This window comes from Delftia acidovorans NBRC 14950 (assembly GCF_001598795.1).
Taxonomy (GTDB): Bacteria; Pseudomonadota; Gammaproteobacteria; order Burkholderiales; family Burkholderiaceae_C; genus Comamonas; species Comamonas acidovorans.
This window is the reverse complement of record NZ_BCZP01000026.1, coordinates 1-13,886: the sequence shown is the minus strand read 5'-3', so window position 1 is coordinate 13,886 and position 13,886 is coordinate 1. Positions and strand designations below refer to the sequence as shown.

Sequence of the window (13,886 nt, the reverse complement as noted above, 5' to 3'; positions counted from 1 at the left end):
CCATGGCAACAGAGCAACAAGGCACTGTGGTGCTGGGCATGGACCCTGGCGCAAACACGGGCGTGGCCGTCTACGTGGATGGCCAGCTGGTTGAGCTACTGACGATCCCCCCGCACCACATCGAGCGCACGCTGGCCGCGCACATGCCGTCGCGCGTGGTCTTCGAGGACAGCAGGCTGCAGTCGCACACCTGGACGCGCGGCAAGACCGGCGCCGCCAGCGCCAAGATGGCGCGCAACGTGGGGCAGGTGGACGCGCGCTGTGCGGACATCACGGCGCACTGTGCAGACCTTGGCATCCCCGCCCACGGCATCAGCCCGGCAGGGAAGGGCAGCAAGCTGGATGCGAAGCGCTTCGCCGCGATCACGGGCTGGACGGGCCCGAGCAACGAGCACAGCCGCGATGCGGCCATGGTGGCCTGGCCATTCCGTCGCGCTGCGGATCTTCGAGGAGGCCGCCATGGCTGAAATTGCCCTGCACGCCCGCTGGGATGGCCCTGAGCAGGCCCGGGCCAACTTCCTGCAGCGCGTGGCGCCCTGGTGCATGCAGCAGTGGGAGGCTGGCCGCCGGCTGGAGGTGTTCGTGCGTCTGCACGAGGACGCCAAGACCGACCGGCAGCGGACCTTCTATCACGACTTCGTGCTGGCAGAGATCGCGCGCCAGGTGGTCATCGACGGCCGCCGGCATTCAAAGGCCACTTGGAAGGAACACTTCCGCGCCGAGTACCTTGGCAGCCGCGCGGTGACGCACCATGACCCGATCAGCGGCGCCACGACCACCACGCAGGAGCGCATCAGCACGGAGAGCCTGTGCGTGCGCGAGTACGGCGACCTGATCGACCGCGTGATGGCGCACGCCATCGATGACTTGAAGGTCGAGTTCCCGGCCACGTTTGAGGAGTGGGAGCGCGAGCAGACCCACCCGGACACGGGCGAGGTGATTGGCGGGGTGTGCCCATGACCGCGCGCAAATGCCTGTTCTGTGGCGGCAAGGCCGAATTGCTGTGCGATACCTGGCTGGGCTGGGAGCGCAAGCGGGGCGAGCTGGAGAAGAAGGCGCCGCACCTTTTGGCGGCGCCGTCGCACGCGATCCCCATCCGGTACCGCGCAGTCCATACCTGCGATGCGCCGTTGTGCCAGGCCTGTGTCCACAGCGCTGGGACGATGTTCTTCCGGATGCGCGGCCATGGCTCTTGGGCAGAGAGCATCGACTACTGCCCAGGCCACGACAGCGGCGACCGCAGGACCGAAATCACCGGACTCCAGGCCGAGGCCATGCGCGCCCGCTGGCGTGCCGGTGCGCTGGCCCGCCGTGGGCTGGTGGAGCAGGGCGGCCACCAGCTGGGCCTGTTCATGGAGCTGCAGTCCTGATGCGCCGCACTGCCATCAAGTCCGGCGGGGCAGGGTTTCGCCGGCGGGCCGCTCCTGCGTCCCAGGGCGCCCACGAGCTGGCGCGCGAGCAGCGCCTGGAGGCCCGCGCCGCCCGCGCCATGGCGGAAGCCCGGCCGCGCGCCGCCACAGTGGCCCTCATCGACCAGCACCAGGTCGTGCCCGCGCCGAAGACCGTGCCCCGGCGCAACCCGCGCCTGCGTGCGCTGGCCAAGGGTCAGCAGTGCCTGTTGCTGGTCCCCGGGATCTGCACAAACGACAGCACCACGGTCGTCTGCTGCCACAGCAATTTGTCCATCCACGGGAAGGGGGAGCGCAGGAAGGCCGACGACCACTACAGCGCCTGGGGCTGCGCCGCGTGCCATACCTGGCTGGACCAGGGGCCTGCGCCGGCCGCGCGCAAGGAAGCCGCGTTCATGGCCGCGCACCTGCGCCAGGTCCTGGAATGGCGTGCGCTGGCCGGCGCTCCCAACACCGATGCCCGCGACCGCGCCGCTGTGCTGTGGGCGCTGGGCCTGCTGAACGCCACGCCGATTCTGGATTTTTGAAAGAGGACCATCTTGGAAACCAAGGCCGCGAAGATGAACCGCGACGACGAACGAAAACAAGAAGGTGGCCCCGATTGAACTGTATGGACTGGATGGCTGGTCAACTGGAGGGCCGGCAGGAGGAGGAGGGCACGCGCCGCAACAACCCGCGTCCTCAAGGCGTCATACGCCCGGGGAGTGGCACTGACGTACTGTTGCGGTTTCTACGCCAGGCCCCGGGACGGTGGTTCTTTCACGCCGAGCTGATTCTTGCCCTGGGGCGCAGCAAGGGGGAAATCGATTGGGCGCTGGGCTATCTGGTGCGCGAGGGCCTGGTGCAGAGCCGGCTCACGGAGCTGCCGGCGCGTAAGCCGGTGCTGCGCTACATGATGCAGGAGACTCCAGGAATTTCAAGACAACGGTGATGGTGAGATAGCCCCCGGATTCCAGAATATCCCTAGTGATTTGCCAACTCAGTAACGCGGCGACTGCACTGTCTAAGACTGTCAGCACACAACCGCTTTGTAATCCCGATAGAGGAAATCGCGATGACACGTCCTAGCAAGCCGTGATTTCCGGCAGCAAGCGGTCGTACTCTTTTCTCACCACCGCATAGCACTCGCAGGAGCGCTGCTCCAGGCCCGTACGGTCCAGCACACTGATGCGGCCACGCGAATAGTGGATGATCTCGGCGCGCTGAAGCTTCAGCGCGGCCTCGGTCACGCCATCGGGGCGCACGCCCAGCATGTTGGATATGAGCTCCTGCGTCATAACCAGGTCCGCGCCCTGAAGCCTATCCAGGCTCAGCAGCAGCCAGCGGCAGAGTTGCTGGTCAAGTGAATGGTGGCAGTTGCAGACGGCAGTCTGGGCCATCTGGGTGATCAACGCCTGCGTGTAGCGCAGCAGCGGGTGAAGCACGGGACTGCCGCGCTCGAACTCTGCATGCATGGCGCCCACGTTCAACCGGTAGGCCCTGCCGGCACTTTGCACGACCGCCCTGCTGGTAGTGGACCCTCCGCCTATGAAGAGGGAAACGCCCACAATCCCTTCGTTGCCCACCACCGCGATCTCTGCCGACGCACCGTTCTCCATCACGTACAGTAGTGAGACGATCGCGGTCGTGGGAAAGTACACGTGGCTCATGACCCGGTCTGCTTCATAAAGCACTTGGCCTAGCGCGAGCTCCACGGGCTCCAGCGCAGGCTCCCACCGCTGCCATGGCCCAGGCGACAAGGAGGCGAGCAAATAATTGCCCGTGGATGCGGCGGTAGTGGACATAAAGGAAACCCCAGGGCAGTCATCCCGCCTCTTCAAGAGAGTGTGAAGACAATAGGAATGACGCCATTTCATCTTACGGGCCGTGCCCAGCGGCGCTGTGCGGTACCGCACATACCGGCCCTGCGGGAGTCATCCGCCCGGGCAGTGGCACTGACGTGCTGCTGCAGTTTCTACGCCAGGCCCCTGGGCGCTGGTTCTTCCATTCCGAACTGATCCTGACCTTGGGCCGCAGCAAGGGGGAGCTCGATTGGGCGCTGCAGTACCTCGTGCGCGAGGGCCAGGTGGAAAGCCGGCTCACCGAGCTGCCGGAGCGCAAGCCGATACTGCGTTACAGGTTCAATGACGTCAAGGAAAGCAGCCAGCATCACGAGCAAAGGCGCTCGTGAGTTGCTTTCTCTGGTTCGCGCCTTCTTTGGGCGGTTGTGCGATTGAGAGGTTCATGAAATTTCAATGATTGATAGTTTTTTTGATGTGAGACTTCTTAATCAATTGTTAATTTTTATTACATGAGAATTACTTTCTAACTCATCATTTGGCCGGCTTCGGCAAGCCGAGCTTGTCCGCTTGGGTGTGCCTGGAATCACAAATTACATTGGGCGTGCAACGCCTGTACTTAGGGGCGGATACACATGGCAGGTTTTGGAAAACGTTGGGCTGCGTCGTTGGCCCTGGGCACCGCGCTGTGCGGCTCGGCGTGGGGGCAGATCGTTTTTCCTCCAGGCTCCAGCATCGATCTGGCCGGCGGCTCGTTCACTTCGTTTTGCGTCCCCGTCTCGATGGGAGGGGAACTGGCCCTGGGTACGGGCTCATTCGACTCGGGCTCCTTGAGCTTCGATGCGGGCTCCTCGGTGACGGGCACGGGCGGCGTGCTCAACGTCGGCGGCGACCTGACCAGCGCATCGGCACTGAACCTGAGCACCAGCAGCGTGGTGCTTTCAGACACCTGCGCACCCGGTACGACCCTGACGCTCAGCGGCAACATCGTCGTCAAGGACCTGACGCTGATCAGCACCGGCCCGACGCCCCCGACCATCGTGCTTCCCGCCGGCACCAATCTCACGGTGCTGGGCACGCTGACGCTGGGCGCCCCCGGCAAGCCGGTGGTGCTGACCTCGTCGGGCCCCGGCACGGCCGTAGTCACTCTGGGCCCCGGAGCCACGGTATCCAACCCCAGCGGCAGTGCCGTTCCCGGCAACGTGCAGATCGGTGCTCCCGTAGTGACATCGCCCGCCAGCATTCCCACGCTCAACACCTATGGCCTGATGTTGATGAGCCTACTGCTCGGCGGCATGGCCCTGCATCGTCAGCGCAATTCGACCCGCTCCTGAACAAACCTATGAATCAAAATCATCGCCCCGCTCCCGCTCTGCTGCTGGCCGTGCTCGCGTGCGCCGGACTGCATGCGCCTACCGCCTTTGCGGCTGATGTCTCCATCACGCTGCCTGCGAACGGCGATTTCGTGATCAAGAACTCTGTGGGCGCTGAGCGCCTGCGGGTTCAGCGCACTGGTGAGGTATTGGTGCCGGCACTTCCGGCCGATACAGCCACAGGCTCCCAGTTGCTGTGTGTAGCCGGTGCTACTGGTCAACTGGTCCACTGTGCGGCGGGTGTGGGCGCCGGAGCCACGGGCGCTACGGGTGCCACCGGGCCCGCAGGTGCGACTGGCGCCACGGGGGCTACGGGGGTTACCGGTGTGACGGGAGCCAATGGCACGGGTGCAACAGGTGCAACGGGTCCTACAGGACCGACGGGCGCAACGGGTGCGACGGGTGCGACAGGGGTTCAAGGCGCAATTGGCGTCCAGGGCGCCACGGGTGTGACAGGGCCCACAGGTGCTACAGGTTCTACGGGCATGACCGGGGCCACGGGAGCCACTGGCATTGGCGCGACGGGTTCTACTGGCGCCACAGGCCCGACGGGAGCAACAGGGGCGACGGGCACGGCCGGTACGGCGGGCTCCACGGGTCTGCAGGGACCGCAGGGTCCGGCAGGTAACACCGGGGCAACCGGGGCGACAGGACCGACCGGCGCCGATGGACCCCAAGGTGTGCAAGGTCCATCTGGGACCGGTACGGTGACGTTGACCAAAGTGACCAACACCGGATCTTGGACGTTGTCGGCCTTCCCGAACGCCGCTGTCGAAGTGACTGCAACCTGCTCAGCCGGCAAGACGGTTGTCAGCGGAGGATGCCGCGTCACGGCGGGACGAGGGGGAAGCTACTTCGAGGGAGGGTATTGGTCTGCTTCGGATAAGTGGACTTGCCAATACTCGGTATTCCAGGACTTGGCAGTCGAAGCGTCGGCTATGTGTCAATAGTGATGCTCGAGTTAGCTGGTCTGGCATCGCGGTGATGGTGTCGTGCTCCTGCCAATGAGTCTCGTGTCTGCGCTATGGTCATGTTGAACGTTCGGCCTCGCATCTGCCTGAACATGATTGTCAAGAACGAGGCCCCGGTGATCGCACGCTGCCTGGCCTCGGTCAAGCCCTGGGTGGACCACTGGGTCATCGTGGACACGGGCTCCAGCGACGGCACGCAGGCCCTGGTGCGCGAGTGCATGGAGGGCGTGCCCGGCAGCCTGCATGAGCGGCTCTGGTTGGACTTCGCCCACAACCGCAACGAGGCGCTGCAGCTGGCACGCCCGCACGGCGACTACCTGCTGTTCATCGATGCCGATGAGCAACTGCGCGTGCCCGATGGCTTTGCCTGGCCTGCACTGGAGGCGGACGGCTGCATGCTGTCCTGCCACATGGCGGGCACCGAATACCAGCGCAACGCCCTGATCGCCACGCACGTGGACTGGCGCTGGGAAGGCGTGCTGCACGAATACCTGACAGCTCCGGCGCACCAGCCTTGGCAGATGCTGGAGGGCCCCTTCATCGATGTCTCGCACGACGGCGCTCGGGCCCGGGACCCGCAGACCTATCTGCGCGACATCGCCGTGCTCGAAAAGGCCGTGCGCGAGCAGCCCGGCAACACGCGCAACGTGTTCTATCTGGCGCAAAGCCACCGCGATGCGGGCCAGATCGAGCCCAGCCTGCACTGGTACCGGCAGCGCGCCGCCATGGGCGGCTGGGCCGAGGAGCAGTGGTTTGCGCTGTTCCAGATTGGCGTGCTGCTGGAGCGATCCGGCGCCGAACCCGCTGCCGTGCGCGAGGCCTATCTCACGGCCTATGCGGCGCGCCCGCAACGGGCCGAGCCTTTGTGCGAACTGGCGCGCTACCACCGCGAACGCTCCGAGTTCGCCCTGGCCTGCCTCTTCGCACGCCAGGCCGCCGCACTGCCGCGTCCGGCCGAAGACATCCTGTTCATCGATTCCCAGGTCTATGACTGGCGCGCGCTGGACGAACTGGCCGTCAGCGCCTTCTACACCCCGCTGCGCGACCTGGGCCGCGCCGCGCTGCAGCAGTTGCTGGCCGAGCGCCGCTACCCAGTCAGCGAGCAGGCGCGCATTGAGGCCAACCGCCCGTTCTACGAACTGTAGAAGACCGGGAATGAGTCTTGCGCGGCGCTCTCAATGCTTTTGATGCTCATTCGTTTGCTCTGAACATAAGCCTTTTCTTCTCGTTTGCATCGTTCCAAGCCTGCCAGCTTCGGCAGCATGAGCAAGGAACAGAAGCAGAGCCCGCAGTGGGAGCGCATCGAGCTGGACTACAGGGCGGGCATCAAGAGCCTTCGGCAGATCGCAGCAGAGCAGGGCATCAGCGAGGGAGCGATCCGCAAGCGCGCGAAGCGTGACGACTGGAGCCGAGACCTGTCGGAGCGCATCCAGGAGAAGGCTGAGCAGCTGGTACGCAAGGAGGCGGTACGCAGCGAGGTACGCGCGGAGCGTACTGCGTCCGAACGTGAGGTAGTGGACGCGAATGCGCAGGCTGTGGCCACCATCAGGCTGGCGCACAGGCGGGACATCCAGCGGGCACGCAAGATCACCAACGCGCTGCTGGACGAGCTGGAGCAAATGGCTGACGCGGACACGGTGGCCTACCTGCAGGAGCTGGGTGAGATGCTGCGCTCGCCCGACGACAACGGCATGGACAAGCTGAACGACCTCTACCAGAAGGTCATCAGCCTGCCGGAGCGCTCCAAGACCATGAAGGTGCTGGCCGAGAGCCTGCGCATCGTGGTGGACATGGAGCGCCAGGCCTTCGGCATGAACGACAAGGACGCAGGCAAGGGGCCGAACGGTGGCGGCAACGTGGGCCACTTCGAGCTGCACTTCGTGGACGCGCCCGCGCGTGAGCACGATCCACGGGACGGGGAGGGCGCATGAACCTGCTGTCCGCCAGCCTGCAGGCCGCGCGCCTTGCCGATGAGGAGCCGGACTTTGCCGAGGACTACGAGGTAGACCGCTCGCGCGTCCGGGTCGAGTTCCCCTCGAAGCTGCGCGGCCTGTTCCAGCCGAAGCGCTTCAAGGTCATGTACGGCGGGCGCGGCGGCGCCAAGTCCTGGTCTGTGGCCATGGCCCTGCTGGTGATGGGCAGCAACCGGCCATTGCGCATCCTGTGCGCGCGCGAGATCCAGAAGTCCATGCGGGACTCGGTGCACCGCCTGCTGTCCGACCAGATCGCGGCCCTGGGCCTGGGTGGCTTCTACGAGGTGCTGGACACGGAGATTCGCGGGGCCAACGGCACGCTGATCCTGTTCGCGGGCCTGCAGAGCCACACGGTGGACTCGATCAAGTCCTATGAGGCCATTGACATCGTATGGGTGGAAGAGGCCCAGAGCGTCAGCGCGCGCAGCTGGGAGGTGTTGGTGCCGACCATCCGCCGGCCCGGCTCGGAAATCTGGCTCACGCTCAATCCGGACCTGGCCACCGACGCCACCTATGCGCGGTTCATCGAGGCCGCCGACAGCGACACCTGGTTGTGCGAAATCAACTGGCGGGACAACCCCTGGTTCCCCGAGGTGCTGGAGAAAGAGCGCCGCCGGCACTTCAAGCGCGACCCGGATACCTACTGGAACGTCTGGGAGGGCCGCCCCAAGCGCACGCTGGCCGGCGCGATCTACGCGAAGGAGGTGGAGCGCCTGTACAACGACGACCGCGTGTGCCTGGTGCCCTACAACCCAAAGCTTCCCGTGCACACGGTCTGGGACCTGGGCTGGGCCGACAACATGGCCATCGCATTCGTGCAGCGCACAGCCATGGATTTCCGCGTCATCAACTTCATGCAGGACAACCAGAAGACGCTGGAGTGGTACGTGGAGCAGATGGAGAAGCTGCCGTACCGCTGGGGCACGGACTTCCTGCCGCACGACGGTGCCCACGGCGACTTCAAGACCGGGCAGACGGCCCAGCAGATCCTGGAGGACATGGGCCGCGAGGTGGAGGTGCTGGAGCGCGCGGGCCTGGAGTCGGGCATCCGCCTGGCGCGCGGCATCTTCGCCACCGCTTATATCGATGGGAAGCGCTGCGCCGCGCTGCTGGAGTGCCTGAGCCGGTACCGGCGTCAGATCGACCCGCGCACGAACGAGCCCGGGGCACCGCTGCACGACGAGGCCAGCCACGGCGCCGACGTGTGGCGCTACATCAACATGGCCCTGCCGCTGATGGACAACGACACCCAAGGTGCGAAGCCCAGGAAGCCGCGCGGAGGCGGCATGGCGCGTTGATCCCGTACCAAGCCTGCCACTTTCGCGGGCATGCCTGCATGTATCGACCTGCGCAAAGCGCACCTTCACCGCCAGCATGGGGACTTGCTGGCCGTCTACACCTGGATCAACGCCGAACGCGCGCTGGTCCTGATCCCGGCCTACCGCCCGAAATCACCCTGGTACGTGGTGATGGAGAGCGCCGCCTATCTCTACGATGACCCGGCCTACCTGGCCAAGGCCTGCGTCAAGGCCTGCGAGGTGCTGGGCATCGAGCCCAACCGGCCCAACTGGGTGCGCGTGGCCACCATCGTCAACGAGGGCCTGCCCGACCTGGTGAGCATGCCCAGCGAGCCCGCGTGGCAGCGCCCGGGCCGCGAGTTCGGCAGCCTGGTGGTCAAGTCCGAAGGCCGGGAGATCGCGGCCGAGGCCCTGACCATCCCGGACGCGGGGGCCGAATATGTCCCAGCTTGAGGCCCGCTTCAACCGTCGCGCGGGCGTGGGCGAGCGCATCCTGAACGACGTGCCGCTGGAGTTCGACGCCGACGAGGAGACGCCGCCGCACCCGCTGGACCAGCCCGAGGCCCGCAAGACCCTGCGCAAGCTCCTGAGCTGGTACTACCGCGAGCGCGAGATCCAGGCCGAGAACCGCCTGCAGATGTCCATCGACGCCGACTACTACGACGGCGACCAGTGGGACCCGGCCGACGCGGCCACGCTGGAGGGGCGCGGTCAGGTGCCTCTGGTGTTCAACGAGGTGGCCGTGATGTGCGACTGGCTGATCGGCACCGAACGGCGCGCGCGCGTGGACTGGAGCGTGCTGCCACGCACCGAGGACGATGTGCAACTGGCCGACGTGAAGACCAAGGTGCTCAAGTACGTCAGCGACGTGAACCGGACCACCTTCAACCGCTCGCGCGCTTTCGAGGACGCCATCAAGGTGGGCGTGGGCTGGCTGGACGACGGCGTGTGCAACGACCCCACCAAGGACGTGATCTATTCCAAATACGAGGACTGGCGCAGCGTGCTCTGGGACTCGATGGCCATGGAAAACGACCTGAGCGACGCGCGCTACATCTTCCGCACGCGCTGGGTGGACGAGGACGTGGCCATCACTATGTACCCGGGCCGGCGCGACGTGCTGGAGCGCGCGGTGCTGCGTGAGCAGGAGTTCAGCGCACAGCAGTGGGCCGAGGACGAGTTCTATCACCAGGGCTACACCAGCGAGCGCCACACCAGCGGCACCAGCGGCAGCTACATCACGGGCGGCCGGGGCAACATCGACAGCGAGGCCCGCAGCCGCGTGCGCCTGATCGAGTGTCAGTTCCGCATGCCCGTGTCCGTCAAGGTCGTGACGGATGGGCCGTTCAAGGGCGCCTTCGTGGAGGCTTGGGACCAGGTGCTGCTGGACGCCATTGGCCGTGCTGGCGGCTCCATCGTGGACCGCGTGGCCATGCGCATGCACGTCGCGGTCTTCACCGAGGGCCACCTGCTGGCCCTGGGGCCCATGCCCATGCGGCACAACAGTTTCAGCCTGACACCGATCTGGTGCTACCGCCGCGGCCGCGACCGCATGCCCTATGGCGTGGTGCGCCGCGTGCGCGATCTGCAGATGGACCTGAACAAGCGGGCCAGCAAGGCGCTGTTCCTGCTGTCCACGAACCAGATCTTCGCGGAGAAGGGCGCCTTCGATGACATCAACGAAGCGCGCGATGAGGTCAATCAGCCGGACGGCGTGGTGATCTACAGGGCCGGCAAGAAGTTCGAGGTCCACCGAGATAGCGAGATGGCCGCTGGCCAAGTGCAGATGATGACGCTGGACGGCCAGGCCATCCAGAAGTCCGCGGGCATCAGCGACGAGAACCTGGGCCGGCGAACCAATGCCACCAGCGGCAAGGCCATCGAGGCCCGCCAGCTGCAGGGCTCGGTCGTGACCACGCAGCCCTTCGACAACCTGCGCCTGTCCGTCCAGATCCAGGGCGAGAAGCAACTGAGCCTGGTCGAGCAGTGGTACACGGACGAGAAGGTGATCCGCCTGACGGGCCACAAGGGGCAACTGGACTGGGTGAAGGTCAACCAGCCCGAGGTCCAGCCAGACGGCAGCGTGCGCTACCTGAACGACATCACGTCCAGCATGGCCGACTTCATCGTGTCCGAGCAGGACTATGCCGGCACGCTGCGGCAGGTGATGTTCGATGCCATGACGCAGCTGGCGGGCCGCATGGAGCCCAGCACGGCCATGCGCCTGATGACCCTGGCCATGGACTACTCCGACCTGCCGAACCATGAGCAGATGGCGGACGAGATGCGCAAGCTGACCGGTGAGCGCGATCCCAACAAGCCGCTCACGCCCGAGGAACAGCAGCAGATGCAGCAGCAAATGCAGGCCCAGGCCGAGGCCCTGCAGATGCAGCAGGAGAGCGCGCGCCAGGCGCTGGCCGAGCAGCAGGCCAAGGTCCGGGAGATCAATGCCCGCGCCGAGAAGCTGGAAGCCGAGGCCGAGCAGCTGCGCGCCGCCGGCGGCAACCAGGCACTGGCCCAGCAAATGGAAGGCGTGGCAGCCACGGTGCGCCGCGACGCAGACCTGGAGCTAGAGGAGACGCGCCGCAAGCTGGCCAAGGCTCAGGCCGACTTGGCCAACAAGACGCTGCAGATCAAAGGCGACCAGGACGTGCGTCTGCAGGTGGCCCACATCGAGGCCGATTCGCGCGAGCGCGTGGCCCAGATCCAGGCCGCCAGCCGCGAACGGCTCGACGCCGTGGGCGCCCAACTGAACCGCTTTCCTTCCCCAACCACCGACAGCCAGCCGGCCGCCGAACAATGAATATCGACACCCTCAAGGAAGTGCTCGGCCTGGCCAACGGCCTGACCGCCGAGCACAAGAACGACCTGATTCTGGCCGGCGTGAAGTCCGCGCCTGCCGTGGGCGCCAGCGCGGGCGCCGTCGCCACCCAGCAGACGGAGGCCACGTTGTTGGGACTCACGGGCAATGCTTGGGTGATCGTGGCCACGCTGATCCTCATCGCCCTACAGGTGGCGCATCTTGCCTGGAAGTGGCGCCGCGACTACCGCATGGACCAGGAGCACCAGACGGACCGCGCGCGCATCGTACGTATGGCGGGTGGCCGCGAAGGAGACGAGCAATGACCGGCCGTGTGCCTGCTGCAGGCCTGCGCGTGGGTGCGGCCATCCTGGCCGGCTGGATGCTTGCCGAGGGCTTCAGTTCCGGCCCCATCATCCCGGTGCGCGGCGACGTGCCAACAATCGGCCATGGCGCCACGCGCTATGAAGACGGCACGCGCGTGACCATGGCAGATCCGCCCATCACACGCGAACGGGCGCGCGACCTGGCTGCCAACCTGCTGGACCAGGAGTACGGCGCCTGCGTGAGGGCCTCGCTGGGCGACACGCTGGTGCACCCGGCCGAGTTCGCCCAGGCCGTGGACTTCGCGGGCCAGTACGGCTGCGGCGCCTGGCGCGGCTCCTCGATGCTGTCGCGCACGCGAGCCGGCGACTATGCCGGCGCCTGCCAGGCCTACCTGGCCTATCGCTTCATGACCAGCACTCAGCCCCTGCAGGGCTACGCTGCCTACCAGTGGGGCGTGGGCGGTCAGCCCACCCGGTGGCGCTTCGACTGCTCGGCGCCGGGCAACAAGGTTTGCCGTGGTGTCTGGACCCGCCAGCAGGCGCGGCACGCGGCGTGCATGAGTGTGCAGCAATGAGCGTGCGCGCCATCACCCATCTGGCCGCCGCCGGCCTGGCCGCGTTCTTGGCCTGGAGCTACCAGGGCGCGCGCCTGGGCGCCGACCTGGCCGAGGCCCGCGCTGCAGCTGTGGGCGAAAAGCTGGCTGTCAGCACAGCCCAGCGCGCGGCCGACGCCCGCGTGCGCCAGGCCGAGAAGGCCATCAACACCAAATACCAGGAGGCGCTGAATGCTGCCCGAACCCGCGAGGTGCTGCTGCGCCGTGATCTTGACCAGCTGCGCGCTGTCTCTGACGGCCTGCGCGAGCAATCCGCAGATGCAGCCCGCCGACTTGCCGACGCTCCCCCCGCTGCCGTCCTTGAGTACGCCACTGCCGTCAACGCCGTATACGACGACTGCCGCGCAGCGTATGGAGACATGGCAGCGACGGCTGCAGGGCACGCAGATGATGTTCGATTGATTCACGGTGCGTGGCCATCAAGCTGGACGCTATCCCGCTGATTTGGCGATGAGACCCACGCGGCCTGGAGACAACATTGTTAAATTTTCTTGGATTTGTCATTTTCGATAGTTTTGCTTCATGATGAGAATGTCTTCTCATATGCGTGCAACGAGTCCATCCGCATGAATACAACAGAGGGAAGGACCTCACTGTTTTAGTGAGGAGCTTCACGATGAATTTGTTGGTTTCAGTGAACTTATCTTCATAGGATTGGATTCGTTTTATGTCTCTTCGGAAAATTAACATTACTCCTTCCAAAAAAAGGGGACTCTTGACACTTGTTGTCCTTCCGCTAACCGCGTTGGCGGAGCCCGCATCAAGGTACGACGTGTGCGAAAACACGATAACGTATCAGATGGCTGCTACGTTAGGAGTGCCTGCAGACGTTTCCTCAATTCCCTCCTTGTCCGCTACCGGTATCGGTGTACTGGTCGTTCTGATGGCTATTGCAGGGACGTATTATTGGCGCCGGCAGCAGGTAGGGGGGCTCTATGGGCTACTGGCATTTTGTCTTCTCGGCTCTCTGGGACTGGGAGGTCTGGCAGTACAGGCGAAGTCCAGCGCGTTAGAGCTTTCCTCCGATTCTGGTGGTGTGTTGAGTATTTCTGTGCCTCCGATTGATGTCACTACACCGCTGCCATTTGTTGAGGTTCGCAACACGAGTGGCAAGTCCGTGCGTATTACTGAAATTGTTGTAGAGGGTGCGGATCCTGGAGCCTGTAAATCCAATATGTTGATACCGAGCGGAGGAACATGTAATGCTCATCTGAGCTGCGCAGAGTCTGATCCGCAGCCTGTCACTCCGCGACCTATCAGCCCGACACCTGTAGATCCGGCACCCGTCAATCCGACACCTGTGGGTCCGACGCCTGTCAACCCGACACCTGTCAACCCGACACC

The 13,886-nt window shown here is 65.2% G+C and carries 17 protein-coding genes; 16 read left to right on the top strand and 1 reads right to left on the bottom strand.

All coding sequences use genetic code 11. The annotated features are described in order from the left end of the window. The first annotated feature begins 2 nt into the window (after nucleotides 1-2). The 5 genes from DA1_RS24255 (at nucleotide 3) to DA1_RS24235 (ending at nucleotide 2,340) form a co-directional block, all read left to right on the top strand. Nucleotides 3-467, top strand: a complete 465-nt coding sequence (locus DA1_RS24255; protein ID WP_198488083.1) for a RuvC family protein — start codon at nucleotides 3-5, stop codon at nucleotides 465-467. Further along, nucleotides 460-960: a recombination protein NinB gene (locus tag DA1_RS24250; RefSeq protein WP_034393260.1), complete on the top strand. Its 501-nt coding sequence runs from the start codon at nucleotides 460-462 to the stop codon at nucleotides 958-960. The genes DA1_RS24255 and DA1_RS24250 overlap by 8 nt, the downstream gene beginning before the upstream one ends. Continuing rightward, nucleotides 957-1,370: a hypothetical protein gene (locus DA1_RS24245; protein ID WP_034393262.1), complete on the top strand. Its 414-nt coding sequence runs from the start codon at nucleotides 957-959 to the stop codon at nucleotides 1,368-1,370. The genes DA1_RS24250 and DA1_RS24245 overlap by 4 nt, the downstream gene beginning before the upstream one ends. Beyond that, on the top strand, nucleotides 1,370-1,936 hold the full coding sequence (locus tag DA1_RS24240) for a nuclease domain-containing protein (RefSeq protein ID WP_034393264.1): 567 nt from the start codon (nucleotides 1,370-1,372) through the stop codon (nucleotides 1,934-1,936). Before DA1_RS24245 ends, DA1_RS24240 begins: the two co-directional genes overlap by 1 nt. Nucleotides 1,937-2,019: 83 nt before the next feature. Further along, entirely contained in the window at nucleotides 2,020-2,340 is a 321-nt protein-coding gene (locus DA1_RS24235; protein ID WP_034393266.1) for a hypothetical protein, read from the top strand. Nucleotides 2,341-2,473: 133 nt separating this feature from the next. On the opposite strand, the gene DA1_RS24230 is transcribed toward DA1_RS24235, so the two are convergent. After that, a complete protein-coding gene (locus DA1_RS24230; RefSeq protein WP_034393268.1) occupies nucleotides 2,474-3,193 on the bottom strand; it encodes a Crp/Fnr family transcriptional regulator in 720 nt (239 codons plus the stop codon). 155 nt (nucleotides 3,194-3,348) lie between these two features. Here DA1_RS24230 and DA1_RS24225 point away from each other — a divergent pair, with 155 nt between their 5' ends. From DA1_RS24225 to DA1_RS30700, 11 genes are all read left to right on the top strand, one after another. After that, nucleotides 3,349-3,579, top strand: coding sequence for a hypothetical protein (locus DA1_RS24225; RefSeq protein ID WP_230590785.1), 231 nt, complete (start codon nucleotides 3,349-3,351; stop codon nucleotides 3,577-3,579). A gap of 243 nt (nucleotides 3,580-3,822) precedes the next feature. Beyond that, nucleotides 3,823-4,521, top strand: coding sequence for an IPTL-CTERM sorting domain-containing protein (locus DA1_RS24220; protein ID WP_034393271.1), 699 nt, complete (start codon nucleotides 3,823-3,825; stop codon nucleotides 4,519-4,521). 1,102 nt (nucleotides 4,522-5,623) lie between these two features. After that, on the top strand, nucleotides 5,624-6,676 hold the full coding sequence (locus tag DA1_RS24215) for a glycosyltransferase (protein WP_230590786.1): 1,053 nt from the start codon (nucleotides 5,624-5,626) through the stop codon (nucleotides 6,674-6,676). A 117-nt stretch (nucleotides 6,677-6,793) separates the two neighbouring features. After that, nucleotides 6,794-7,462, top strand: coding sequence for a hypothetical protein (locus tag DA1_RS24210; RefSeq protein ID WP_034398494.1), 669 nt, complete (start codon nucleotides 6,794-6,796; stop codon nucleotides 7,460-7,462). Beyond that, entirely contained in the window at nucleotides 7,459-8,802 is a 1,344-nt protein-coding gene (locus DA1_RS24205; protein ID WP_034393274.1) for a PBSX family phage terminase large subunit, read from the top strand. The genes DA1_RS24210 and DA1_RS24205 overlap by 4 nt, the downstream gene beginning before the upstream one ends. An 84-nt stretch (nucleotides 8,803-8,886) precedes the next feature. Continuing rightward, nucleotides 8,887-9,255, top strand: coding sequence for a hypothetical protein (locus DA1_RS24200; protein WP_230590787.1), 369 nt, complete (start codon nucleotides 8,887-8,889; stop codon nucleotides 9,253-9,255). Continuing rightward, nucleotides 9,242-11,605 (top strand): portal protein, encoded by a 2,364-nt coding sequence (locus DA1_RS24195; protein WP_034393280.1) that lies wholly within the window; start codon nucleotides 9,242-9,244, stop codon nucleotides 11,603-11,605. The genes DA1_RS24200 and DA1_RS24195 overlap by 14 nt, the downstream gene beginning before the upstream one ends. Continuing rightward, nucleotides 11,602-11,928 (top strand): hypothetical protein, encoded by a 327-nt coding sequence (locus tag DA1_RS24190; RefSeq protein WP_051940719.1) that lies wholly within the window; start codon nucleotides 11,602-11,604, stop codon nucleotides 11,926-11,928. The genes DA1_RS24195 and DA1_RS24190 overlap by 4 nt, the downstream gene beginning before the upstream one ends. After that, entirely contained in the window at nucleotides 11,925-12,503 is a 579-nt protein-coding gene (locus DA1_RS24185) for a glycoside hydrolase family protein (RefSeq protein ID WP_034393283.1), read from the top strand. The genes DA1_RS24190 and DA1_RS24185 overlap by 4 nt, the downstream gene beginning before the upstream one ends. Then, nucleotides 12,500-12,985 (top strand): hypothetical protein, encoded by a 486-nt coding sequence (locus tag DA1_RS24180; RefSeq protein WP_034393285.1) that lies wholly within the window; start codon nucleotides 12,500-12,502, stop codon nucleotides 12,983-12,985. The genes DA1_RS24185 and DA1_RS24180 overlap by 4 nt, the downstream gene beginning before the upstream one ends. A gap of 224 nt (nucleotides 12,986-13,209) precedes the next feature. Continuing rightward, nucleotides 13,210-13,886 (top strand): midcut-by-XrtH protein (locus DA1_RS30700; RefSeq protein ID WP_155737665.1); only part of this gene is annotated, 677 nt, incomplete at its 3' end.

What these genes read in the sequence shown, in the direction of transcription:
- DA1_RS24220 (WP_034393271.1), top strand. Translation starts at nt 3,823, where the DNA reads ATGGCAGGTTTTGGAAAACGTTGGGCTGCGTCGTTGGCCCTGGGCACC.
- DA1_RS24190 (WP_051940719.1), top strand. Translation starts at nt 11,602, where the DNA reads ATGAATATCGACACCCTCAAGGAAGTGCTCGGCCTGGCCAACGGCCTG.
- DA1_RS24180 (WP_034393285.1), top strand. Translation starts at nt 12,500, where the DNA reads ATGAGCGTGCGCGCCATCACCCATCTGGCCGCCGCCGGCCTGGCCGCG.
- DA1_RS24215 (WP_230590786.1), top strand. Translation starts at nt 5,624, where the DNA reads ATGATTGTCAAGAACGAGGCCCCGGTGATCGCACGCTGCCTGGCCTCG.
- DA1_RS24235 (WP_034393266.1), top strand. Translation starts at nt 2,020, where the DNA reads ATGGACTGGATGGCTGGTCAACTGGAGGGCCGGCAGGAGGAGGAGGGC.
- DA1_RS24205 (WP_034393274.1), top strand. Translation starts at nt 7,459, where the DNA reads ATGAACCTGCTGTCCGCCAGCCTGCAGGCCGCGCGCCTTGCCGATGAG.
- DA1_RS24230 (WP_034393268.1), bottom strand. Translation starts at nt 3,193, where the DNA reads ATGTCCACTACCGCCGCATCCACGGGCAATTATTTGCTCGCCTCCTTG.
- DA1_RS24250 (WP_034393260.1), top strand. Translation starts at nt 460, where the DNA reads ATGGCTGAAATTGCCCTGCACGCCCGCTGGGATGGCCCTGAGCAGGCC.
- DA1_RS24195 (WP_034393280.1), top strand. Translation starts at nt 9,242, where the DNA reads ATGTCCCAGCTTGAGGCCCGCTTCAACCGTCGCGCGGGCGTGGGCGAG.
- DA1_RS24255 (WP_198488083.1), top strand. Translation starts at nt 3, where the DNA reads ATGGCAACAGAGCAACAAGGCACTGTGGTGCTGGGCATGGACCCTGGC.
- DA1_RS24210 (WP_034398494.1), top strand. Translation starts at nt 6,794, where the DNA reads ATGAGCAAGGAACAGAAGCAGAGCCCGCAGTGGGAGCGCATCGAGCTG.
- DA1_RS24245 (WP_034393262.1), top strand. Translation starts at nt 957, where the DNA reads ATGACCGCGCGCAAATGCCTGTTCTGTGGCGGCAAGGCCGAATTGCTG.
- DA1_RS24240 (WP_034393264.1), top strand. Translation starts at nt 1,370, where the DNA reads ATGCGCCGCACTGCCATCAAGTCCGGCGGGGCAGGGTTTCGCCGGCGG.
- DA1_RS24185 (WP_034393283.1), top strand. Translation starts at nt 11,925, where the DNA reads ATGACCGGCCGTGTGCCTGCTGCAGGCCTGCGCGTGGGTGCGGCCATC.